The sequence below is a fragment of the Abyssogena phaseoliformis symbiont OG214 genome, assembly GCF_016592595.1.
Lineage (GTDB): Bacteria > Pseudomonadota > Gammaproteobacteria > PS1 > Pseudothioglobaceae > Ruthia.
This window is the reverse complement of the sequence record NZ_AP012977.1, coordinates 89,453-110,091: the sequence shown is the minus strand read 5'-3', so window position 1 is coordinate 110,091 and position 20,639 is coordinate 89,453. Positions and strand designations below refer to the sequence as shown.

Below are 20,639 nucleotides of genomic sequence, written 5' to 3'. Positions count from 1 at the left end.
TGTTAGCCAACTTTTTTAGACTTGTTGGGGCGTTTTTGAGATTGATAAACAATCAGTGGTGCTTTTTTCTTCTCCACCACTGCTTTGTCAATAATCACTTCTGTGACATCTTTAAGAGATGGCAATTCAAACATTGTATCTAATAACAAATCTTCTAAAATAGAACGCAAGCCTCTAGCGCCTGTTTTACGTTTAACGGCCAATTTTGCAATGGCAAGTAAGGATGGCTTTCTAAAAATAAGTTTAACACCTTCCATGGAAAATATTTCTTGAAACTGCTTAGTCACTGAATTTTTAGGCTGCGTTAAAATTTGCACCAAGGCAGTTTCGTCTAATTCACTTAGTGCTGTTTGTACTGGCAAACGACCAACAAGCTCTGGGATTAAGCCAAATTTAATTAAATCTTCTGGTTGAATCAGTGCAAATAAATCGCTCAATGTTTTTTCTTCTTTTTGGTCTTTTACGTTCGCAGCAAAACCAATGCCTGTTACTTTTTCAACACGTCTGTTAATAATTTTATCCAAACCATCAAAAGCACCACCACAAATAAATAAAATCTTTGAAGTGTCCACATCAATGGTTTCTTGATTAGGATGCTTGCGCCCACCTTGAGGTGGCACACTTGCCACAGTGCCTTCAATCAACTTAAGCATGGCTTGCTGTACACCCTCGCCTGAGACGTCACGAGTAATAGAAGGTGAGTCAGAACGACGAGAAATTTTATCAATTTCATCAATAAAAATAATACCGCGTTGAGCACGTTTTGGGTCAAAATCACATTTTGATAATAAATTTTTAATCACATTTTCAACGTCATCACCCACATAACCCGCTTCAGTTAATGTCGTTGCATCAGCCACTGTGAAAGGAACATCTAAGATACGTGCTAATGTTTGTGCTAATAATGTTTTGCCTGAGCCTGTAGGACCAATCATTAAAATATTGGATTTATCTAGTTCTACTTTATTAGATACATAGTCACTTTGAAGGCGTTTGTAATGATTGTAAACTGCAACAGACAGTACTTTCTTGGTATGGTCTTGCCCAATCACATAATCATTTAAAAAGTTGTTTAATTGTTTGGGTGTGTAATCCCAATCCTTAAACTCATTAACCCCCTCTTGTGACGCCTGCTCTTCAATTAAACCATGGCACGATTCAATGCATTCATTACAAATATAAACACCAGGGCCTTTAATTAAACGTTCAACCTCAGATTTACCCTTGCCACAAAATGAACAAACCAATTCTTGATTATCATCTTTCATAAATTTAACGTTTTGCCAATACTTTGTCAATTAAGCCGTATTTAGCGGCCTCATCTGCTGACATAAAATTATCTCTATCGGTGTCCTTTTGGATGGTTTTAATCGTTTGACCCGTATGAAGCTTTAAAATTTGATTGAGTTTTTCCCTCACTTTTAAAATTTCTTGTGCGTGGATATCAATATCACTCGCCTGACCAGAAAACCCGCCCAAAGGCTGATGAATCATACACCGAACATTAGGCAGTGCAAAACGTTTGCCTTTAGCCCCTGCTGTTAATAACAAAGCACCCATACTTGCTGCCTGACCAATACACAAGGTAGACACATCAGGCTTGATAAATTGCATGGTGTCATAAATCGCCAAACCAGCAGAAACCGACCCACCAGGAGAGTTAATATATAAGTGAATGTCTTTATTAGGATTTTCAGATTCTGAAAAAAGTAATTGCGCCACAACCACATTTGCCATGTAATCTTCAACGGGGCCCACCAAAAAAATAATACGTTCTTTTAAAAGACGCGAATAAATATCATAAGCTCTTTCACCTCGGGCAGATTGTTCCACCACCATTGGGATTTGGTTTAAATTTTTAATGTCCATTTAGCTACTGTGTAATTTCTTGAAATTTTTTCTGCTTGAAAGCCACTTTGGCTTTATCCAAGATTAAATCTTGAACCATTTTTTCGACCACTAATAACTCAATACTTGATTTTCTTGCAGGATCTTGGTTGTAAAAATCAATCATTTTCTGAGCATCTTCACCATACGCCTGAGACATTTCTTGTAGTTTTGCATCAATTTGTTCCATGCTGGCACTTAATTTGTTATCACTAGAAATTTGATTAACCAATAAACCTAATTTAACACGACGTTGTGCTTCATCATTAAAGGCAGAAGCAGGCATCTCGTCTTGTGCTGGCAAGCCTTGCTGTTGCATACGCTCTTTCATCTCTTTAAGTAAGTTTTGCGCCTCATTATCGATGCTAGACTGTGGTACATCAAATTGATTGGCTTCAGAAAGTACGTCAAAAATAGCATTTTTATTTAAATGGCCAATACGGCCATCAATTTCAATCTTCATTTGCGCTTTCATACTAACTTTTAAAGCATCTATATCCTTTTCGCCGAATTTTTCGGCAAATGCTGCGTCTAATTTTAGCTTTTTGGGTGAGGCCACTTCATTAATATTGATCTCAAAAGTAACGGCTTTACCTGCTAATTTGTCCATATGATAATCTTTAGGAAATGTCAAATCCAATGCCAGTGCGCTGTTAGGAGTTGCGTCCATTAAACCTTCTTCAAAGCCTTTAATCATTGAGCCTTTGCCAAGTACTATTTTGAAGTCTTTAGCTTCGCCACCTTCAAAGGTTTCTCCATCAATCAAGCCTTTAAAGTCAATCGATAATCTATCGCCCGTTTTAGAATTGCGTTTAACGGCTTTATATTCAGTCAATTGCTCTTTTAATCCATCCAGTGTTTTTTGCTCGTCAGCTTTAGTAATCTCTACTTTAGTTTGCCCAATAGTAAGCTTTGAAAAATCAGCCACTTCAATCTCAGGAAATACTTCAAACTCCACCGTATAAGAAAGATTCCTCTCATCTTCTGAGTCAACTTTGCTAATAACTGGTTGTGCAACAGGAGTTGCTTTGACTTGTGTCAATGCATCAGTTAAGGTTTCATTCACAATCTCATTAATAGCATCTGAACTGGCATTACCGCCAAAGCGCTTACGCACAACAGAAACGGGAACTTTGCCTTTTCTAAAGCCGTCAATATTCACTTGCGATGCCATTTTTTGTAAAATTTTATCCGTTTTTTGGTTAAAAGTTTTAATAGGCAGGTCTACTGTTAATGATCTGGCTAGACCTTTTAATGTTTCTAGTGAAGTCTTCATTGTGTTCAAATCCGTTTTTATACTTGAAAAAACCAATTATACCTAAAACACGGGTAATAAAAAAGGCAGTATAGCTGCCTCTTATATTAAGGCTGTTCAGCCTTGACCCATCTTTTAATTTAATGCAACCCGGCAATATATTGAGAAACCGCCTCAATCTCTTTATTGCTTAAATGTTTGGTGATGTTTCTCATCATGCCTTCATAGTCATTATTACGCTCAGCCGCACTAGCGCCCACTTGTGTATTATGCGCATCTTGGCGAAAATCGATGAGTTGTTTGGTTATATAAGTCGCATGCTGAGAGGCTAAAGCTGGAAACTTAGCAGAAGGAATACCAGCCCCTGTAGGGCCGTGACAGGCAATACAAGCCGTTACGCCTTTGTCCTTATTGCCACCTCTATAAAGCTGCTCGCCCAAAGCAATATTGGCACTTTTACTGGCAACACCTTGAGTGATGGTTTGCTTGGAAAAATAAGCGGCTAAATTCGCCATATTGCTCTCAGTTAATGATGCAACAGTGCCTTTCATAATAGCATCTTGACGAGCGTTTGATTTAAAATCTTGCAACTGTTTTAGTAAATAACCTTCGCCCTGCCCGGCTAATTTAGGGAATGTAACCACTACTGAATTACCCTGAATACCATGACAAGCAACACAAGTTGCCGCAGTAACCTTGCCTTTGGCAACATTGCCAGATGCAAAAACATTAATTGAAGTAAAAGCGATTGCAATAATAAAAATTGAGGCTAATTTATTCATAATATATACGTTTTTTTGAAAAAAAATAAGCCAACATTATACATTAACCCTGGTCTATTAAAATAGTGGAATGAAGGGTAGTTTTTTTATTGCTTGGATAAATAATCAGCAATTGCTTGTTCATAACCAACAACCATGGGCGCCATTGCATTCATAGTTGGGTCTTTGCGCACGCTAGATTGGAAATCTTTTAACTGCTTAACAAACCACGTCACGTCTTTACCAGCTAAAGCGGGATAGGCAGGTGTGGCGGGTTTGCCATCAATACCATGACAAGACGAGCAACCCAATGAATCATACACAGATTTACCAGAGGCTTGTACGCCTAAAGTAGTACTTAGCGCCATCATGGCTAATGTGTAGTGTAGTATTTTTCTCATTATTATGTTGTTAAAAAAAATCCCTAATTTATTAGGGATTTTTCAGCTCAAAAACAAGGATTATTTTTGAGCTGCCAAGAAATCAGCAATTGATTGTTCTTTGCCAGCAATTATTGCCGCCATTGCATTCATGGTTGGATCTTTACGTGCACCTGTTTGAAAATCTTTTAATTGCTTAACCGTATAAGCCGCATTTTGTCCAGCAAGGTTAGGATAAGTTGGAATGGCTGATACACCTATGGCACCATGACAACTAGCACAACCACCGCCAGCATAATCTGCTGCGCCATCTGCTTGAGCAAAACCCATTGTAAATGTAGCGACAGTTGCCACTAATAAAATTCTCTTCATTACTCTCTCTCCTTATCATTAAAATTAATGGTCAATAAATGACCACGAGTTTTCGATTATACACCGTTTTTAACAATGCGCAAACACTACCACCAAGCCAAATTTCTGCTTTCTTGCCCCTCTTTAAAAGGCTGTCCACCAGACGAGGGATATGAGGTTATTTTTGCTGGTCGGTCAAATGCGGGCAAGTCAAGTGCCATTAATACACTCACACTACAAAACAAACTTGCCAAAGTATCGCGCACGCCTGGTAGAACTCAACATTTGGTTTTCTTTGAACTTGACAAAGACCGTCGTCTGGTTGATTTTCCTGGCTATGGCTATGCCAAAGTGCCAGAACGTGTCAAAGCTAAATGGCACGAAGATATGAATGAATACTTTAACAAGCGCGATTGCCTTCGCGGCACAGTACTGGTTATGGATGTTCGCCATCCACTCAAACCTTTTGACCAAATGATGCTTGACTGGTGCCATAGTATTAATTTACCCACACAAATCATACTCACCAAATCTGACAAACTCAAAAAAGGTGCCTCCAACAATACCTACCTTAAAGTCCGTAATCAAATTAAAAAATATCCTTATGTTGACGTGCAGTTATTCTCCAGCCTAAAAAAACAGGGCTTAGAAATATTGTGGACTCGATTAGACACCTTTTTTGGCTATGTTGATTAATGCCGAGTTAACCAAGTTTAACGCTAAAGACACCATCGTTTTAGCTAATAATCGGCAAGTACTGGCTTTTAAAAAAACCTTCTCCATTCAACACAGCAATATCCAACTGCCAAAGGCCTTATCTTGGGAGCAATATTTGCGCCACATTTGGTACCAGATTAGCCCTAATTCAAACTTACGCTTTATTGACCAAATTGAATCAAGACACCTTATCAAGCAATCCATGCAAAAACTAAGGCAAAGCACAGACCAACGCCTATTGGATGAAGTGGTTAAAAATAATGATTATTGTGCCAATCATTTAATTGATTTGAACGAGTTAACTTGCTCAAAAATACGCTCATCTGAATTGTTCAGTACTTGGATTAATGCCTATAAAAACACCAAATCAACCTTAGGTTTGATTGATTTACACGATCTGCCAAGTTTAATTATTAAAGCCAATATATCAATCACCAAACCTCATATATATGGCTTTAAAACTCTAACCCCGCAACAACAACTTTTGTTCGATACAATTGGATATCAACAAATTAACGCTAACAACACTCACCATATATCAGCCCTCACTTTTGATACCGCCACAAGCGAAATCCTCAAAGCCGCTCAATGGGCAAAAGCACACTTTGATAATAATCCTGATAAATCAGTCGTCATCGTTAGCCCACAACTTAATGATATACAACATCAGTTGAGTTCTATTTTTGATCAAGTGTTTGATGATTTGCTTACTGAAATTGGGCAAAAATCCTACAATATATCCTTAGGGCTGCGCTTAAATCAATACCCTCTTATTCAAGATTTATTATCAATTTTGACACTATCCACGCAACTACAACGCAACAAAATACAAAGCGCATTATTCAACCAAATTGCCACTTGCGTTTATGTCTCTGGCTACCAACAAGAAAGATCAGCCAGAAGTTTGTTAATGAACCGGGTTTTGTTTTTATCTGTTGATGAATTTAGCTTGGATAAAATTGACAAGGCTTTGTCAAAATGCCCGATATTAGAAGCCATTATCAATAATATTAAGCGTGAAAAACCAACCAATAACACACTTGAATCCCATCTTTTAAACTTTAATAGCACACTTGAAACTTGGGGTTTTGCTACTGATAGGAACCTAAGCAGTACCGAATATCAACTATTTAAAAAATACTTACAAACCAGTTTAGGGCTTAATCGGCTCTCACTTTATTTTGACAAAGTTAGCACTCAATCTGCCATCAAACAGTTAAACAGTTTAACCACGCAAGTTATTTTCCAAGCACAAGCAAGCAAAACCAACATCCAAATTCTGGGCGCTTTAGAAGCACAAGGCTTATATTTTAACGAGGCTTGGGTATTGGGTATGACTAACCAATTCCTACCCGCGCGACTCAACTCAACTCGTTTTATTGCACATGACATCAGCATAACACACCAAATCCCACGTACAGATTACGAACTGATTGCAACTGACGCTAAAAACACATTGGAAAGTTTAAGCTCACTTGCCGACAAAGTCGTTTTTTCCTATGCACTAACACACCTTGAAAGCGAGCAATTACCCTCACCACTGGTAGAGTTTGACCCAGCCATTAACACAAGCCATATTCAAAAAATATCGCCCATTGCACTAGAGTCTATTGTTGACACTCACACAACCCATTTAGAAAAACCCCAAATCAAATCAGGTGTTCGCATTTTAAAAGACCAAATGGCTTGCGCTTTTAAAGGCTTTGCACACCGGCTCAATACCCCAAGTTTTGATGTGCCACACATCGGTATAAACCGATTAGAACAAGGTAGTATTATCCACAACGCCTTGCAATATATTTATCAAGAAATTACCTCAAAAGAACAACTTCTAGCCCTTAATACTAAAGAACTTGATGGCCTTATTCTTAACAAAATAAACGCCGCCCTTAAACGCTATCCAAACTCAGGTTTTAAAAAAATAGAGAAACTCAGGCTCTCTCGCCTTATTCACGCCTTCATTGAAGCCGACAAACAAAGAGAAGATTTTTGCATACTGGCAACCGAACAAAACATCACCGCCAATATTGCCAATTTAGAATTTAAAACTCGACTAGATAGACTCGACCAAATGAGTAATGGCGACAAAATAATCTTTGATTACAAAACAGGCACCACCTCAATCACCAGCTGGTGTGGCAGTACCATCAGTGAGCCACAACTCCCCATTTACGCCCTCACCAACAACGTTCAAGGTGCTGCTTTTATTGAACTAGCCTCAAACAAAATCAACTTCAAAGGACTCTCAAAAGACCCAGACTCTTTACCCAAACAATCCAAATATAAAGGCAAATACCAAGACTGGGACGAGCAACTTAAAATCTGGCAACACACTCTAAACACCGCCAGTCTTGATTTTCAAAACGGTATTGCTGCTGTCTTACCTAACAAAAATGCCTGTGATTATTGTGAGTTTGATTTGATTTGTCGTGTTGAAAAATAATCACTCAATCTCTTAAATCATGCGCTCACCAAATAACAAGATCCATCTGTTACAATACGTGAAGTCTAAATTGAGTTGTGCAAATATGTTTTATATTCTTAATATCACATATTAAGTAAAAAGTTATCTAAGCCCTTTATTTTTAAAAACAGCTGGAAACATCATTTTTTACATAGCTTTATTTTGATATCGCAATATAAGGAAACATATCTTCTAATAATGGTTAGATGAGAGGAAGAAAATGGATGTAACAGCAGCATTAAGTACGATCACAGCACTGTGAGTTAACCAATCTTATTGTCTCAGGTAAAGTAGACTCTGAGGTAAAAGCAAAGGCTGCTGAATTAAATAATTCCATCTTATCACTCCAAGGAACGCTGTTTACGCTCCAGTCTAAAAATCAAGAGTTGCTGCAGGCAAAAAATAATCTTGAAACTAAATTGATAGAAATATCTAATTGGAACAAGGAGGCAGGTCCGTTATGTGCAATAGGAGAAATAATTGAAAGACACATTGAAACCAGGCATTAGATACGAACATAAGTTTGTTGTACCAAATTCAAAGACAGTTCCAGCCCTCTACCCAGAGTCAGAAGAATTTGTTGTGATGCCTGAGGTGTTTGCGACTGGATTCTTGGTTGAATTTGTTAGAGTGGGTATGTATAAAAGCAATTAATCCTCGCCTTGATTGGCCAAAGGGCAGACTGTTGGCATTCATATTAATGTCAGCCACGATGCTGCAACCCCGACAGGTCTTGAAGTTACAGCTACAGTTGAATTAATCAAAGTTGATGGAAGAAAATTATTATTTTCTGTAGAAGCGCATGATGAAATAGATTTAATCTCCAAAGGGCAGCATGAGCGGTTCGTAATAAATAAAGCAAAATTTGATGCTTCAATTGCAAACAAGGCAACGCATAACAAGGCCAATTAACTTTACCCAAACAAAAACCTTTGTTAAGGCGTATATAAATATAAAAAGATCAGTGTGAATTAAATAAAGCCCAGTAAAAAATGGCACAAAATGAAGGACGCAAATATTAATTAAAAACACTCAGCAAAGCCTTATGCCTCAGTACTCAAATAAAGAATAAAAAATCCAAAGTTTATCCTCTTGCCTTGTGCTTATCGTTGTGTCTGTATAATCCATACCAACACCTATCAACGAGCATTTTCAAGCAAACCAAATGAAAGACTCTTTAAGCCATTTACCCAGCAACAAGCAACCCAAGTAAGGTAAATTGTCCAAGTGATTCGTGAGGAGTTTGATGGGGTTGTGAAGCACACTTCAGGCAAGAGAAAAATAGGTAAGTTAGTTAAGGTTATTCTTTACGGCTCACACGGCAACGGGTAAATAAGCCACATACTGGTTATATTAGTGATTATGATATTTTTAGTGATTGTTAATCAATTTGACTTAGGCACAAAGTATGATTTGTGGGATACGATTGAGGATAAGGTTAGAATTTTTTTTGCCACCGCTTTTAAGCTAGAGTGCAATTTAATTGTGCATACTTCAGATGAGGTAAATAGCGCACTTAAAGAAGAGCAATACTTCTTTACTGATATTATAAAACCAAGGAGTTGTGTTTTATAAAAATGATAAACAGTATTACAAAAAAGCAGTCTTTATACTTTACCAAGCAACTGAACACTATTATTCTTGTCTTTCCTTTAGTACTGACCCAATACAAACCTTATACCCATAACTTACAACAACTTGGCTCAATGGCCGTTCATCAAGATGAGTCATTAATTGATATTTTTCCACAAGACAGTATAGGCTTAAACGCCGCTGCTTTCAACTACTCAAACAAGCCTATGTTAAAGCACGCTATTCTAGGCATTATAAAATCACAGAAGAAGAATTAAACTATTTAGGTGAAAGAGTAACTTGCTTACTTGCAAACCCTAACCGAATAGCCTTTGTAAAGAAAAGATTAAATCGTTTGGCTAAATGTAGGGAATGCGGAGATACAAGTATTAATTACTTAATAAAATTGAATAAAGGAGGTATTGCCTTTTATGCAACACAACTGAGCAATTAATCTAATTTTGTAAATATCAACGATTAAACCAGATCGCTTATATCAAGATTAAGTGCGCCTGCAATTGCTCCACACTTGGCTCTTTTAAATTATTTTCAATGCGTAGTAGCGTTGGTGTTAATATGAGTTTTGTCGCTAAGTTGAGTCAAATTAATCTTACGATATCCTCACCACACTTTAATGAGTTTGTCCGTATTGGCTAGTTGCATAGCCACGTCATTTAGTATAAGTTCCTCTTCACCCATTTTTAATGGCTTGTTTGATTTGTACCACATCAGCTAAATCTTGTATTGCTCAAGTTGGCGTGTCATTAATTTATATTCATCCATAGGGATGATGGCGTATTCAGTGCTGTTATTATCTAGTGTCAATGTTTGCATAATGTCCCCTTATTTATAAGCATCGCCTCTGGGTTTAATGGTGTGAATAATGATGTGCATACTGTACTATACTAAATAACACTCGATATCTGCCAACCCTTAATCTATAACCATTATTTTGATTTTGTATTTTTTTAACATCGCCCTTTGGTAAATCAATAATTGCTTGTTCTATTTTTTGCCTATAGCGTTGATCAATTTTTCTTAAATTTCTGATTACTAATTTAGTTTTTTTTGATGCTACTTCTTTGCTGTTTTAAGGAACAAGTCAATGATTAATTTTCTCTCTATTTGAATGGCTTTACCAATATCTGACTTATCTAGTTTAGATATATCAATATCTTTAAGTGAATCTCTTAGATGTTTGATGGGTGCAATATCAATCGCTAATAGTTGAAATGTAGTGAGTAAATCTTCAAATCTATCTTTGCGCCTAAGGGCATCAGTTTTGGTAAAAAAATCAAATATTTCATTGCTTGATTGATTGGTGAAATCCTGTGAAAATTGGTAAAACTGACTGGTAAGTTCGGATAGTTGCTGATATTGTTTAGGGCATTTAATGGTGTTGCATAAGACTTTAATATTATGTCTGTTCTCATCTTTAAGCCAAATGGAGAATTTAATATGCGCCTTATTAGTATTAAGATTATCTAAAAACTCAAATGAATTACTATGATTTTGGTGTGCTTGATTATCAAGACTGGGGAAAACTTTTTGATAGCCGCCACAAACGGTTAATACTTTAAAAAATGCTGATGGCGTTTCGTACGATAAAGCTTTGTTGAGTTCTTTAAACACACGTTCAGGGGTGAGGGTATCAACCTCACCTGAGATAACCATTTGGCTCATTAATTGGTGGGTTTGGTGTGCTACTTTAAAGCCAAACTTTTTAAAGCGTGCTGCAAATCGAGCCACGCGCAATACCCGCACTGGGTCTTCGCTAAAGGCATCAGATACATGGCGTAAAATGCCATTGTTTAAATCTTCTTGGCCGTTAAATGGGTCAAATAGCTCGCCTGCTTTTTGTGCCATTGCATTAATGGTTAAGTCACGGCGAGATAAGTCCTGTTCAAGTGTTACTATTTTTGAGGTATCAAATTCAAAGCCCTTGTAACCTTTGCCAATTTTTCGCTCTAATCGAGCAAGTGCATATTCTTCTTGCGTGCCAGGATGTAGAAAAACAGGAAAATCTTTACCAACTTGCCGATAACCTAAATCCAACATTTCAGCACTGGATGAACCAACCACAACCCAATCTTTTTCAGTGTTGTCATCTGCAATACCCAACAAGCAGTCACGTACTGCACCACCAGCTAAATAAACTTTCATACTCAATGGGAAAATTTTTATTAATTCTCATATAATACACGAATGGATTTAAATAAACTAACCCCAGAACAGTTTAGAATCACGCAACAAGCAGGTACTGAAACACCGTTTATTGGCAAATATTGCAACCATCATGACCAAGGGGATTATCTTTGTGTGTGTTGCAATCAGGTTTTATTTTCATCTAATGCTAAGTTTGATTCAGGCACGGGCTGGCCTAGTTTTTCTGATGTTTCAAACGCTGATAATATTAAATTAATCACTGATAATTCACACGGCATGAGCCGAGTTGAAACAAGATGTGCTAATTGTAATGCTCACCTTGGGCATGTTTTCCCTGATGGTCTTACCTCAAGTGGCAGCCGCTATTGCATTAACTCTGCTTCACTTGATTTTAAACCCTCATAATGTACATTCATATTCTTGGTATTGCTGGTACGTTTATGGGCTCACTTACTTTGATTGCCAAACAAATGGGACATCAAGTTACTGGAATGGATCAAGGTGTATATCCGCCAATGAGCACCCAGCTTGACGAGCAAAATATTAATTATACGCAAAACTACAAAATTAAAGATTAACCCAGGGCTGCTTTATTTATTATTGGCAATGCCCTGTCTCGTGGCAATGCGTGCGTGGAGGAAATCCTCACCCAGAAATATTCGTATACCTCAGGCGCCGCAGTGGCTAAGTAAAAACGTATTGCATGATAAATGGATGCTGGGGCGTGTCAGACACTCATGGAAAAACTACCACGGCTAGTATGTTGGCTTGGATACTTGAATTTGCTGGTTACAACCCTAGTTTTTTAATTGGCGGTGTTGCACAAAATTTTGGCGTGTCATCTCGTTTAACTGATGCTAACTTTTTTGTGATTGAGGCTGATGAGTACGATACAGCTTTTTTTGACAAACACTCTAAGTTTGTTCATTATCACCCAAAAATATTAGTGATTAATAATTTAGAATTTGACCACGCAGATATTTTTGACTCACTCAAAGACATTCAAAAACAATTCCACTATTTGATTCGCACCATACCTAGTAATGGCTTGGTTATTTATCCACAAAATAATGCAAATATTAAGGCGGTGCTAAAACAAGGTATCTGGTCTGAGGAACAAGCCTTGGCAACTCAAATGCTAACAAGTACAAAAACAGGCGCAAAATTTAACGTTGAAGGCAGTCCCCAGGAATCATGGCATTTATTGGGCGAGCATAATATGGAAAATGGATTGTACGCTATTTATAGTGCACACCACGTTGGCATGCCAGTTGATGTAGCTTACGAGGCATTAAGTAATTTTAAAGGGGTGAAGCGTTGCTTGGAGGTCAAGCACCAAACCGAATCCATTACTTTGTATGATGACTTTGCCCATCATCCTAGTGCCATTAAAACAACGATTGAGGGTTTACGTGTAAAAGTGACTGATGAGCCTATTATTGCTTATTTTGGAGCTAAGGTCTAATACCATGCAGTCTGGTGTGCATCAGCAAACTTTAGTGGATGGGCTTAAAAATGCCAATCAAATCTTAATACTGCGGCCAAGCATTGTGATTAGTGTAAGCCGCGTTTGATTTTACAAAAGTTTTAAGTTTGTTTTGCAAAATTATTTTTAACTATCTTCCTTGTCTATCAAAAATTATCAACAAAACTACTTGTCTATCAAAAAAATAAAAAAATAAAAAAAATGATACATAAAATAAAGTAATTTTAATTTGTACTTAATCAATGATTAATCATTTCTTATTAAGCAATTTAATCGATGTTTTATAACCTTGTTCGTCAAGCACATGTGCGCAGCTTTCGCACTTAAAATCATTAAATCTAAAGCCAATCAATTGAATCTCAAACTCACTGGCTATTTTTGGATTGCCAACGGTTGTCAAACTACCGCTAATGCGTCCATGCATTAAGTCGTTATATTTAGTTGTCGCCTTGTCATTTGCCTCCTCTCGCGATGCAAAGATTGTTTTAAGCGAGTAGATGTTCTCACCTGAGCTAATTGTACTTATTTAGTCTCTCCAGTCTCGTTATCCCGTCACTTAGTAATAACTGCATCATATTTGGGTCTGTCAGTTTGACTAAAGTTCCAACGAGAGCAATCACCTTTACTTATGAAAATAGGCTTCAGTGCTTCACCGCTTACTTTTTTAAAATCATCTTTTGAATAGCCTAGCAAAGTAGAGCTGATAGACTTAAATTTTGCATCGTAATTGCCACTCAATCTAGTGAGCAAGTTTAAGTCAGTTTCGTTGTTTTGATTTAATTGATTAATGGGCATGTCTGTTAAGAATTCGCTAACTTTAGAATCTAGCACATTACGCTTGACGATAGTGTTGATTAAATCACTTAGTGTTGTGTTATTGTATGTTCGCGTGCGTGCGTGATTGATTTGAGTGACTTGTTAATCCTAGAGCCTTTTGCAATAATACTGATATGCCCGATGTAATCACCTCATCAACTTCAAAGCTACCTTTGTTGTACAGATCATCACCATAACCTAACCAGCACTCAATCTCAACGTCTGTGCGTGGGAGCACCACCTCGTTACCTCTATCGTCAATGACAATACTTAGTGTGTCATTTTTAATACCATCGTTAGACAGCGTCAATGATACAAATCTTGACCTAATAGCATCAGTAATGTCTTGATTGTCAGCTAGTAGTTTGAAATTCGGCTTCATAACGGTACACCTGCGTCTTTGTTTTGAGCTCGAAATTCATTAATAACCGCTGTCAATTGATAAGGTTTTAGTTGCTTGACTTCATCAACACACCACAGTCTTTGTGCTAAGTTATCGGCATGTGCCCAGCCTTTTTTTACATATAGCAACAAGTGGGAGCCACATAACCCATTCTTTGCACGCCCTCAGCTTGCAAGCGTGTTGAAATACCCGTTAATACACCCGTCATCATTATATGATTCATACTTTCTGTCGTCTACCACAATTTAGTCGCTATTGTAATCGCCAGTGGTCTTAACTTGTTTTTTAAAATTCTCAGCGACTGCCTTTGGTTTAATTTTTGGTATAACTGTTTTGGTTTTTTCAATGGTTTTAATCATATCCATGTTGCCATTTGCATCACGCTCAATTTCAAAATCGAGCGCTTCAGTAGACCTGCCCATTTGTCTTAAAATAGCGTTGAATGAAGTACCCGCCAAAGAGCCTTGAATGCCAGATGTATTGAGCTGACCTAATACAGTTGCTGTTCTGATCAAGTGCAACTTTATACTTAACAGTGCGCCCTTAGCACCCTAGCAAATGACTCACCCAACTGTCCAAAATCGCGTATTTGAAACTTCAGCTGCGTCTTATAATTAATAAGTCTCCAATTCGTGTTAATTTTTGTTTAGTATTACCCTCAATTGTGCTTGCCATATTATTAAACACAACACCCACCACTTTACCCACGCCTTCAGCTGAGCCGTTAGTCACTTTAGCTACTTTTTCAACAATCTCAGTGCCTATCATAGACGCTTGTGCACCTAACCCCCAGCCGAGTTAAGCGCATACTGAATATTCACCATTCTGGTTTCATTAGTCACAAGTGTGTCTGTGAATATTCACGAGCAAAATCTTTAGCTTTTGCAAAATTTGCCTCATCAACAACAGTTGACAATCTAATTGTTGCCTACTCATGACAACTTGATTCCTTTTTAGTTAAAAATACCTTTACTAAGGCCGTAATTGACCTTACACGTAACAACAGTATCCACCGCAGGTGTCGGGATGGCATAGTCATTATTAAAATAAACTTGACCTTGTGCAATTTTGTTGTCTATGAAACCTTGAATTGTCGCTGTTACATCTTCAAGGAATGGCTTAGTAATATTGCGGTCTAGTGCTCATTGAATACCAGCCTCTACCGCATCATCAATTGCATCACCATCACGCACCGCACTGATGAAGCGATTATTACTGTCAGTCACATCGCAAGTATCAGTACCAAGATAACGATACCCGCCGCTGTTCACAATTGTTCTGATTTGATTTTTATTGAGTAAATTATGCTCAGAATTAACACCACTAGTAGCATACTGAATCGGACGACTAGTACCACTAATACCTTTAATATTCATGTTGCTTAGGCTGTGAAATGTACTACGCTCAGCATCATTTTTAGTAAACAGACCCCCGCAATGCGAGCTAAGGCATAATCATTAGTTACTGTATCCCAAACTTTAACGCCAGGGTCAACAATTACTAAGCGTTTAGAACCGTAATGCGAGCGCGCTTGAATAGCATCAGTATTGTTAATATTCGTGCCATCAGCAATGACCATCGCACGCAGTCCATCTGCAACGCTTAGCACCTCAGCCATCACAGGATTAGCTTTTATTTTTTGGATAGTAGTAAAGCCTGGCGTAATTAACACTTTTGACTTCTCACCCACCACCGACTCAACACCTCGCAGCAACTGTACTTTTTCTGTCATTCGTGATGTCAGTTCATCGGCTGTACCACTGTGCTCAATACGAATAATTACCACATTCGCACCAATTTGGTCACGCACGTCATCTAATGCTTTTTGCAAAGTGCCTGCAGTGCCTAAAGCAGCATACGCCGCATTAGATGCAACACTAATTAACACAGGCGTGTCTAATGGGTATTTATCTGTTGCATCTGCTGCTGTTCCAATAATGCAGATTAAACTAATTGGCACATCTTTAATGGCTCTTGTATCATTTTAGTCTTGTTTAGACCTTATTCCATGATTGTATGGCATATTGCTCCTTTTATTATTAATTTTTTACAACTTAAAACTAGTAAACGCTTTATCAAATGATAAATCATCTATGTCTAATTCACCATCTGTAACTTGATTTTCCTTGCTAATGAAATTCTTTATTTGCTCGTCTTCCCATTTTGATAACTTAACTGCTACATTGTTTAAAATAAAGTTACTATTAAGCGCATAAAGCCTTATAGAGTTAATATCCTAAAATTTGTGCTTTTTAACTTCTTTTTCTGTTTCAGTTTTTAGTTGATTCGAGAAATCATTAAGTTTGTCGGTAATATTTTTATCTATTTCTGCTTGCGGTTGTGTCTTGGTTGCTTTAGTGACAATTAGTTTGTTATCATCAATTTTGTATTTGCTCGGATAAGCATCACCGACGGTATCGCCAACACTTACACCACCTGCCAATTTTGCCCAGAAAAAATCATCGGCAACTTCAAACTCGTCTGATATTTGAATTACTTTATTGTTGTTAATTAGAGCTTTTTTCATGATTAGTCTGCTAGTTTTGATATGTATGTATAGCCACCACCACCTGATGAATACGTTCCATTTGGAAAATCGTTGTGACCACCTTTTGTTCCACTAGGATCCACTATTAAAGTGACAGGGATTTCAACTAATAGTTGGGCAATATGTTTCCCCATTACTAGTAATTCCTGATGAACTACACCTATATCCATAACCAAACATAATTAATAGTGCAACATCCGTTGTTGATGTTGCTGACCTACCACCAGCACCTCCAGCTGATGCGCCAGAAATAGGATAATTAGAGCTCCGCCTTGAAGTGTAGCCACCTCCTCCTCCTGTTGCTGTTGCTGTTATATAAGAGCCTATTGATGAAGTGCCACCTGATGAACCTGAATATGATGGCGACCTTCCACCACTGCCTCCTCCACAGGGCATGAAATATTTTCCTGCCGATAAGGTTACTGTGTAAGTACCAGCTGTGTTCCAATAACAAGTTGGATTATTATTAGCATTAGCCTCCATACCGTCCAATTTGTTTTTTAACGAACCTGTAAAGTTACGCTCAGTTAGACCACCATCAGCCACTGAATATGTTGTATCAGTAAACTTAGCATTGACTGGTACATTTGTTAGCACTTGATTATCATCAACTTTGTTATTTAGTGCTGTTTGCAATCCAGAGATGCTTGGGATACCTAAAGCATTAAGCGTTGTTCTATTTGCTTTGATAAAATCAACCAGCTCTTGTATAGAATCAAGTGACACATCGCTAGAAGTGAGCAATGTGTTGATATTATCAATTAAACCTTTGAGTGCCTTGCCTTGCTTACTGCTCAACACTCTGTCTGTCGCCGTGCTTGTTAAGTTGTTATCAACCCCAGTTGTGTGTTGAACAGCAATATTTCTAATTGCACTTGACAATTGGTTGTTAGTGTTTGGTGTAGTACCTGCTTGCTCAATCACATCAGTTATTTCATTCGTTAATCTATTGATGTGTTCAGCAGTAAGCATATTGTCGTTTTTTTAAAATGTTTTAATCATAATTATCTGTAAATAAATATAACGCTATAGCGCTCTTTGTCCACTTTTTTCACGCCATGAATCGTGTTTAATTTTTCAAATTTATTACATTGTCCAGCCACATCTTGAATAAATACTTCTCGCTCGTTTTCATCAATAAAATCAAGACCTTGTCCGTTGTGTTCTGTTAAGCACAGCACCTCGCAACCAAGACCTGCGCCTGCATCAATGTACATTGGAATAAAACCATTCACACGATAATGATTAACAACCTTAGTGGAGATTGGTTCGGTGCAATGCTGATTAACGCATTGCACAACTCTTTACTCATGCAGTTATCAAACAGTGCGTGATAATCACCCATCTCACTATTTAAGGCAAAGTTCATTTCATGCTCAACCCAGCGTGCTTTATCTTGCGCTTTAACCAATGCAAGCAATGCGCTTGCTTCGTCTTTGCTAATCAATTGGTAAGCTTTAATGCTCATCTACAAACTCCTTAGCAATGGTTTTGTTCAGTATTACTACCAAATAAGTCTCGTCTTTTCTTACAGGCTTAATCTCATGCGGGTGTTCGGGATCAAACACTACGCAATCACCAATATTGAGTGTGTATTTTTTATCATTAATAATAAAGAGTTGATTAGTACGCAGTGCAATAGTAAGAAAGCTAGTAATTGATGACGTCAAATCATGCAGATGATTGTTATTGTCGGCTTGTTGCCAAGTGGTTTGTTTGTCCAGCAATCTACTTTTTAGTAGATGTAATATGTGTATTTGTAAGTAGTTATCAAACAGCACTCTAGGCAGTAATTCAGCGCAGGCTTTATTAAGGTTAGCATTAATATCTATCTTTGCGCAAATACTGATAATTAGACAAATTATCAACGCCCCATGCGCACCAGTTTTGCATTTATGGCCGTAAGATACTTTCATCTGCGTGAAGCCAACTGTAGTTAAGATAGTCTTTGCCCGCTTGTTAGTTAGCAATTCTTTAATAACCTTAATCGCGGCGCTTTTACCTGTCTTGGACCAATAATTTCATGAACGCCGCCTTCCGTCTGTTTGACAGTGATTTCATCTTGCTCTTATTTTGACATGTATTGATGATTAGGACTGTCTTTATAGGCTTGTTTGTATCTATCGTTAATTGATCATGTTTATGCAATAAACGTTTTGAATTGCTTATAATAATCGCTAACAGGCAATGTGTCATGCTCGTATGCATCAAGCATTCCACAAAATACTTTTGAGATTTTATTAAAGACAATGAATCTACGATTCTTTTCCATTAGCAAGTCTCCGTTCTAGTTTCGGTTCTATACTTAATTGCTGAACCATTGCCTGTTCCAATATGATAAGCAGACTGCCAAGAGAATGTAATTGTGTCGCCTGTGCACCAATTTGTAACCATCACTTTAGCAGCTCCTAAATTTGATGCACCACTGACTATCCAGTTGCGATTAACAGAGCCGGTAAAGTTAACAAAATTGGAATAATAAATTTTTGGTAATTTACTACCCTTGCTATTCTTATGCTCAACAAATGCTTTGGCTTTATAAGCCTTACTTGCACTGAGTTGCGTCCTGGTATTAGTAATAACATAATCCTTATCTGCAACTTCGGGGTGTAAAATAATGGTATTCGTTGTGTGTTTGTCAAAATTATCAGAATGGTCTGCAAGTACAAGTACAAGTACAACGCCGACATTATCTGTGCTATTTGCAGCAATGTTTGATACAACGCCAAAATCAACGCCTGCTACCGTGTTAGCGGTGATGCTTAATACTAATTGATTTAGATTATTGAGCGCTTGATCAACTTGAAGCTTGTAAGTATCAAGTTCTGGGTGTGTAACTGCACCCAGTTGTTTAGCGGTGACTTTGTGTGGATTATTTTTATCGTTCTTGTGGTCATCCACGCCATGACCGTTGGTATCATTAATATACGTGTGAAGTTCAGCATGAGCAAAGTCATTAATTGTAAAACTCACATTACTAGCATCAACACCGCTAAGCTCTAAAACAATGGTAATTTTAAAAATAGTGTTAGCGACTTTTTCGCCTGCTACTTGTGTTACAGATGACCAAAGGCATAACAGCGTGTCATCATCTAAGCAGATGGCAATTTCACGAATACTAAATTCTTGGCTACCTGATAATTGGTTAATTAATGTAATTTTATTGTCTTTAGCGATTGCAGAACTAGGTGCTAGTTTAATTTGTTCAGATTGCAAAGAAATAGTGTTTACGCTCGGCGTGTATCCTGTATTGCCAAAGCCAACTTTGGCAATTCCTTCAAGCATTAAATGCGTCTCAAAATAACCTGCTGCAATAAGTGCTAATTCCGCATCTACAGATTGTGAGATTGAAACCGCTGCATGTACATGCAGCGGTTTAGCGTTGTCAATTACTGCTAAGACTTCTTTAGTTGCCGATGCAGAAGTGTTAACTGATAAAACAACTTCTACAGTGTTTGGAGCGCCTGAGCCTGTCGCAAGCACAGCAGGCAAGGCCTGCGGTAGAGCAGAGTCTACAAACCATTCGATAATTTGATAGTCTTGGGTGATTTGCTCAATTGCAGTTCTTACAGCGTATAGTGTGCCTTTGTGGCGGTGAATTTCAACGCTTGCTTTAATAGTTGCACGCTTCTTTGCTTCACCCCAATTACTACTCCAATAATCAACACTAAGTTCTTGCGCCAATAAATCCAGCAAAAACACATCAATTAAACCAGGGTTTTTATTATGTTTTATATTAATGGACAACGCACTTAATCGAGCATCAATATTGAGCTCAAGTGCAGTTGCATTTGGTGGTAATAAACTATCCATATGCGACATTATCGCTACAG

At 37.7% G+C, this 20,639-nt stretch carries 31 protein-coding genes; 9 read left to right on the top strand and 22 right to left on the bottom strand.

The genetic code is table 11. From position 1 onward, the window contains the following. Positions 1–2: 2 nt before the first annotated feature. The 6 genes from clpX to CVPH_RS00630 all read right to left on the bottom strand — a co-directional run bounded on the left by clpX (position 3) and on the right by CVPH_RS00630 (position 4,655). A complete protein-coding gene (clpX, locus tag CVPH_RS00655; protein WP_201341636.1) occupies positions 3–1,268 on the bottom strand; it encodes an ATP-dependent Clp protease ATP-binding subunit ClpX in 1,266 nt (421 codons plus the stop codon). 4 nt (positions 1,269–1,272) lie between these two features. Next, on the bottom strand, positions 1,273–1,869 hold the full coding sequence (gene clpP, locus CVPH_RS00650) for an ATP-dependent Clp endopeptidase proteolytic subunit ClpP (RefSeq protein ID WP_201341635.1): 597 nt from the start codon (positions 1,867–1,869) through the stop codon (positions 1,273–1,275). Positions 1,870–1,873: 4 nt separating this feature from the next. Next, a complete protein-coding gene (gene tig, locus CVPH_RS00645) occupies positions 1,874–3,163 on the bottom strand; it encodes a trigger factor (RefSeq protein ID WP_201341634.1) in 1,290 nt (429 codons plus the stop codon). Positions 3,164–3,282: 119 nt separating this feature from the next. Then, positions 3,283–3,924 (bottom strand): c-type cytochrome, encoded by a 642-nt coding sequence (locus tag CVPH_RS00640; protein WP_201341633.1) that lies wholly within the window; start codon positions 3,922–3,924, stop codon positions 3,283–3,285. A gap of 86 nt (positions 3,925–4,010) precedes the next feature. Beyond that, positions 4,011–4,304, bottom strand: coding sequence for a c-type cytochrome (locus CVPH_RS00635; protein WP_201341632.1), 294 nt, complete (start codon positions 4,302–4,304; stop codon positions 4,011–4,013). Positions 4,305–4,364: 60 nt separating this feature from the next. After that, positions 4,365–4,655 (bottom strand): c-type cytochrome, encoded by a 291-nt coding sequence (locus CVPH_RS00630; protein ID WP_201341631.1) that lies wholly within the window; start codon positions 4,653–4,655, stop codon positions 4,365–4,367. Positions 4,656–4,730: 75 nt separating this feature from the next. Between CVPH_RS00630 and yihA the strand changes: the two genes are divergently transcribed. The 6 genes from yihA (at position 4,731) to CVPH_RS00605 (ending at position 9,665) form a co-directional block, all read left to right on the top strand. Then, positions 4,731–5,330, top strand: a complete 600-nt coding sequence (gene yihA / locus CVPH_RS00625; protein WP_201341630.1) for a ribosome biogenesis GTP-binding protein YihA/YsxC — start codon at positions 4,731–4,733, stop codon at positions 5,328–5,330. After that, positions 5,320–7,794 carry a PD-(D/E)XK nuclease family protein gene (locus CVPH_RS00620; protein ID WP_201341629.1) on the top strand — a complete coding sequence of 825 codons (2,475 nt, stop codon included), beginning with the start codon at positions 5,320–5,322 and terminating at the stop codon, positions 7,792–7,794. The genes yihA and CVPH_RS00620 overlap by 11 nt, the downstream gene beginning before the upstream one ends. Positions 7,795–8,295: 501 nt before the next feature. After that, positions 8,296–8,469, top strand: coding sequence for a hypothetical protein (locus tag CVPH_RS10925; RefSeq protein ID WP_342590442.1), 174 nt, complete (start codon positions 8,296–8,298; stop codon positions 8,467–8,469). Between the two features lie 12 nt (positions 8,470–8,481). Further along, positions 8,482–8,727, top strand: coding sequence for a thioesterase family protein (locus CVPH_RS10920; RefSeq protein ID WP_342590441.1), 246 nt, complete (start codon positions 8,482–8,484; stop codon positions 8,725–8,727). 444 nt (positions 8,728–9,171) lie between these two features. Continuing rightward, positions 9,172–9,390, top strand: a complete 219-nt coding sequence (locus CVPH_RS00610; RefSeq protein WP_225879733.1) for a hypothetical protein — start codon at positions 9,172–9,174, stop codon at positions 9,388–9,390. Between the two features lie 2 nt (positions 9,391–9,392). Further along, a complete protein-coding gene (locus CVPH_RS00605) occupies positions 9,393–9,665 on the top strand; it encodes a hypothetical protein (RefSeq protein ID WP_201341627.1) in 273 nt (90 codons plus the stop codon). Between the two features lie 796 nt (positions 9,666–10,461). On the opposite strand, the gene CVPH_RS00600 is transcribed toward CVPH_RS00605, so the two are convergent. Next, positions 10,462–11,550 carry a tRNA nucleotidyltransferase/poly(A) polymerase-related protein gene (locus tag CVPH_RS00600; protein WP_201341626.1) on the bottom strand — a complete coding sequence of 363 codons (1,089 nt, stop codon included), beginning with the start codon at positions 11,548–11,550 and terminating at the stop codon, positions 10,462–10,464. A gap of 42 nt (positions 11,551–11,592) precedes the next feature. Here CVPH_RS00600 and msrB point away from each other — a divergent pair, with 42 nt between their 5' ends. The 3 genes from msrB (at position 11,593) to CVPH_RS00590 (ending at position 13,018) form a co-directional block, all read left to right on the top strand. Continuing rightward, on the top strand, positions 11,593–11,958 hold the full coding sequence (gene msrB / locus CVPH_RS00595) for a peptide-methionine (R)-S-oxide reductase MsrB (protein WP_201341625.1): 366 nt from the start codon (positions 11,593–11,595) through the stop codon (positions 11,956–11,958). Next, entirely contained in the window at positions 11,958–12,131 is a 174-nt protein-coding gene (locus CVPH_RS09860) for a Mur ligase domain-containing protein (protein ID WP_225879732.1), read from the top strand. The genes msrB and CVPH_RS09860 overlap by 1 nt, the downstream gene beginning before the upstream one ends. A 125-nt stretch (positions 12,132–12,256) precedes the next feature. Next, positions 12,257–13,018: a Mur ligase family protein gene (locus CVPH_RS00590; protein WP_225879731.1), complete on the top strand. Its 762-nt coding sequence runs from the start codon at positions 12,257–12,259 to the stop codon at positions 13,016–13,018. Between the two features lie 271 nt (positions 13,019–13,289). On the opposite strand, the gene CVPH_RS00585 is transcribed toward CVPH_RS00590, so the two are convergent. The 15 genes from CVPH_RS00585 to CVPH_RS00520 all read right to left on the bottom strand — a co-directional run bounded on the left by CVPH_RS00585 (position 13,290) and on the right by CVPH_RS00520 (position 20,619). Continuing rightward, complete coding sequence (locus CVPH_RS00585) at positions 13,290–13,463, bottom strand: hypothetical protein (RefSeq protein WP_201341301.1); 174 nt, start codon at positions 13,461–13,463, stop codon at positions 13,290–13,292. 128 nt (positions 13,464–13,591) lie between these two features. Next, the gene (locus CVPH_RS00580; protein ID WP_201341300.1) at positions 13,592–13,870 is read right to left on the bottom strand and encodes a phage late control D family tail protein; all 279 of its coding nucleotides are present in this window, start codon (positions 13,868–13,870) and stop codon (positions 13,592–13,594) included. Positions 13,871–13,913: 43 nt separating this feature from the next. Then, the gene (locus tag CVPH_RS00575) at positions 13,914–14,237 is read right to left on the bottom strand and encodes a phage late control D family tail protein (RefSeq protein WP_201341299.1); all 324 of its coding nucleotides are present in this window, start codon (positions 14,235–14,237) and stop codon (positions 13,914–13,916) included. Continuing rightward, positions 14,234–14,389, bottom strand: a complete 156-nt coding sequence (locus CVPH_RS00570; protein WP_201341298.1) for a hypothetical protein — start codon at positions 14,387–14,389, stop codon at positions 14,234–14,236. The genes CVPH_RS00575 and CVPH_RS00570 overlap by 4 nt, the downstream gene beginning before the upstream one ends. A 114-nt stretch (positions 14,390–14,503) precedes the next feature. Then, positions 14,504–14,773 carry a hypothetical protein gene (locus tag CVPH_RS00565; protein ID WP_201341297.1) on the bottom strand — a complete coding sequence of 90 codons (270 nt, stop codon included), beginning with the start codon at positions 14,771–14,773 and terminating at the stop codon, positions 14,504–14,506. Positions 14,774–14,855: 82 nt separating this feature from the next. Beyond that, on the bottom strand, positions 14,856–15,026 hold the full coding sequence (locus CVPH_RS00560; RefSeq protein WP_201341296.1) for a hypothetical protein: 171 nt from the start codon (positions 15,024–15,026) through the stop codon (positions 14,856–14,858). 374 nt (positions 15,027–15,400) lie between these two features. After that, positions 15,401–15,634, bottom strand: a complete 234-nt coding sequence (locus tag CVPH_RS00555) for a phage tail sheath protein (protein WP_201341295.1) — start codon at positions 15,632–15,634, stop codon at positions 15,401–15,403. A gap of 5 nt (positions 15,635–15,639) precedes the next feature. Next, complete coding sequence (locus CVPH_RS00550; protein ID WP_201341294.1) at positions 15,640–16,218, bottom strand: phage tail sheath protein; 579 nt, start codon at positions 16,216–16,218, stop codon at positions 15,640–15,642. A 276-nt stretch (positions 16,219–16,494) separates the two neighbouring features. Then, on the bottom strand, positions 16,495–16,785 hold the full coding sequence (locus CVPH_RS00545; RefSeq protein ID WP_201341293.1) for a hypothetical protein: 291 nt from the start codon (positions 16,783–16,785) through the stop codon (positions 16,495–16,497). A gap of 123 nt (positions 16,786–16,908) precedes the next feature. Next, a complete protein-coding gene (locus tag CVPH_RS00540; RefSeq protein ID WP_201341292.1) occupies positions 16,909–17,778 on the bottom strand; it encodes a hypothetical protein in 870 nt (289 codons plus the stop codon). Between the two features lie 32 nt (positions 17,779–17,810). Continuing rightward, positions 17,811–18,041 carry a hypothetical protein gene (locus CVPH_RS00535; protein ID WP_201341291.1) on the bottom strand — a complete coding sequence of 77 codons (231 nt, stop codon included), beginning with the start codon at positions 18,039–18,041 and terminating at the stop codon, positions 17,811–17,813. Beyond that, positions 18,038–18,274 (bottom strand): hypothetical protein, encoded by a 237-nt coding sequence (locus CVPH_RS00530; RefSeq protein ID WP_201341290.1) that lies wholly within the window; start codon positions 18,272–18,274, stop codon positions 18,038–18,040. Before CVPH_RS00530 ends, CVPH_RS00535 begins: the two co-directional genes overlap by 4 nt. Continuing rightward, positions 18,264–18,722 (bottom strand): hypothetical protein, encoded by a 459-nt coding sequence (locus CVPH_RS00525; protein WP_201341289.1) that lies wholly within the window; start codon positions 18,720–18,722, stop codon positions 18,264–18,266. The genes CVPH_RS00530 and CVPH_RS00525 overlap by 11 nt, the downstream gene beginning before the upstream one ends. A 224-nt stretch (positions 18,723–18,946) precedes the next feature. Beyond that, entirely contained in the window at positions 18,947–19,078 is a 132-nt protein-coding gene (locus CVPH_RS10590) for a hypothetical protein (RefSeq protein WP_281064639.1), read from the bottom strand. Beyond that, positions 19,078–20,619, bottom strand: coding sequence for a phage tail protein I (locus tag CVPH_RS00520; RefSeq protein ID WP_201341288.1), 1,542 nt, complete (start codon positions 20,617–20,619; stop codon positions 19,078–19,080). The genes CVPH_RS10590 and CVPH_RS00520 overlap by 1 nt, the downstream gene beginning before the upstream one ends. Positions 20,620–20,639: the final 20 nt, after the last annotated feature.

Excerpts from the sequence above, each read along its gene's own strand:
- CVPH_RS00520 (WP_201341288.1), bottom strand. The coding sequence starts at position 20,619 with ATGGATAGTTTATTACCACCAAATGCAACTGCACTTGAGCTCAATATT.
- CVPH_RS00540 (WP_201341292.1), bottom strand. The coding sequence starts at position 17,778 with ATGCTTACTGCTGAACACATCAATAGATTAACGAATGAAATAACTGAT.
- CVPH_RS00585 (WP_201341301.1), bottom strand. The coding sequence starts at position 13,463 with ATGCATGGACGCATTAGCGGTAGTTTGACAACCGTTGGCAATCCAAAA.
- CVPH_RS00530 (WP_201341290.1), bottom strand. The coding sequence starts at position 18,274 with ATGAGCATTAAAGCTTACCAATTGATTAGCAAAGACGAAGCAAGCGCA.
- CVPH_RS00575 (WP_201341299.1), bottom strand. The coding sequence starts at position 14,237 with ATGAAGCCGAATTTCAAACTACTAGCTGACAATCAAGACATTACTGAT.
- CVPH_RS00525 (WP_201341289.1), bottom strand. The coding sequence starts at position 18,722 with ATGAAAGTATCTTACGGCCATAAATGCAAAACTGGTGCGCATGGGGCG.
- CVPH_RS00630 (WP_201341631.1), bottom strand. The coding sequence starts at position 4,655 with ATGAAGAGAATTTTATTAGTGGCAACTGTCGCTACATTTACAATGGGT.
- CVPH_RS00635 (WP_201341632.1), bottom strand. The coding sequence starts at position 4,304 with ATGAGAAAAATACTACACTACACATTAGCCATGATGGCGCTAAGTACT.
- clpX (WP_201341636.1), bottom strand. The coding sequence starts at position 1,268 with ATGAAAGATGATAATCAAGAATTGGTTTGTTCATTTTGTGGCAAGGGT.
- CVPH_RS00600 (WP_201341626.1), bottom strand. The coding sequence starts at position 11,550 with ATGAAAGTTTATTTAGCTGGTGGTGCAGTACGTGACTGCTTGTTGGGT.
- CVPH_RS00560 (WP_201341296.1), bottom strand. The coding sequence starts at position 15,026 with ATGATAGGCACTGAGATTGTTGAAAAAGTAGCTAAAGTGACTAACGGC.
- CVPH_RS00555 (WP_201341295.1), bottom strand. The coding sequence starts at position 15,634 with ATGAATATTAAAGGTATTAGTGGTACTAGTCGTCCGATTCAGTATGCT.
- msrB (WP_201341625.1), top strand. The coding sequence starts at position 11,593 with ATGGATTTAAATAAACTAACCCCAGAACAGTTTAGAATCACGCAACAA.
- CVPH_RS00545 (WP_201341293.1), bottom strand. The coding sequence starts at position 16,785 with ATGAAAAAAGCTCTAATTAACAACAATAAAGTAATTCAAATATCAGAC.
- CVPH_RS00590 (WP_225879731.1), top strand. The coding sequence starts at position 12,257 with ATGATAAATGGATGCTGGGGCGTGTCAGACACTCATGGAAAAACTACC.
- clpP (WP_201341635.1), bottom strand. The coding sequence starts at position 1,869 with ATGGACATTAAAAATTTAAACCAAATCCCAATGGTGGTGGAACAATCT.
- CVPH_RS00620 (WP_201341629.1), top strand. The coding sequence starts at position 5,320 with ATGTTGATTAATGCCGAGTTAACCAAGTTTAACGCTAAAGACACCATC.
- CVPH_RS09860 (WP_225879732.1), top strand. The coding sequence starts at position 11,958 with ATGTACATTCATATTCTTGGTATTGCTGGTACGTTTATGGGCTCACTT.
- CVPH_RS00640 (WP_201341633.1), bottom strand. The coding sequence starts at position 3,924 with ATGAATAAATTAGCCTCAATTTTTATTATTGCAATCGCTTTTACTTCA.
- tig (WP_201341634.1), bottom strand. The coding sequence starts at position 3,163 with ATGAAGACTTCACTAGAAACATTAAAAGGTCTAGCCAGATCATTAACA.
- CVPH_RS00605 (WP_201341627.1), top strand. The coding sequence starts at position 9,393 with ATGATAAACAGTATTACAAAAAAGCAGTCTTTATACTTTACCAAGCAA.
- CVPH_RS10590 (WP_281064639.1), bottom strand. The coding sequence starts at position 19,078 with ATGGAAAAGAATCGTAGATTCATTGTCTTTAATAAAATCTCAAAAGTA.
- yihA (WP_201341630.1), top strand. The coding sequence starts at position 4,731 with ATGCGCAAACACTACCACCAAGCCAAATTTCTGCTTTCTTGCCCCTCT.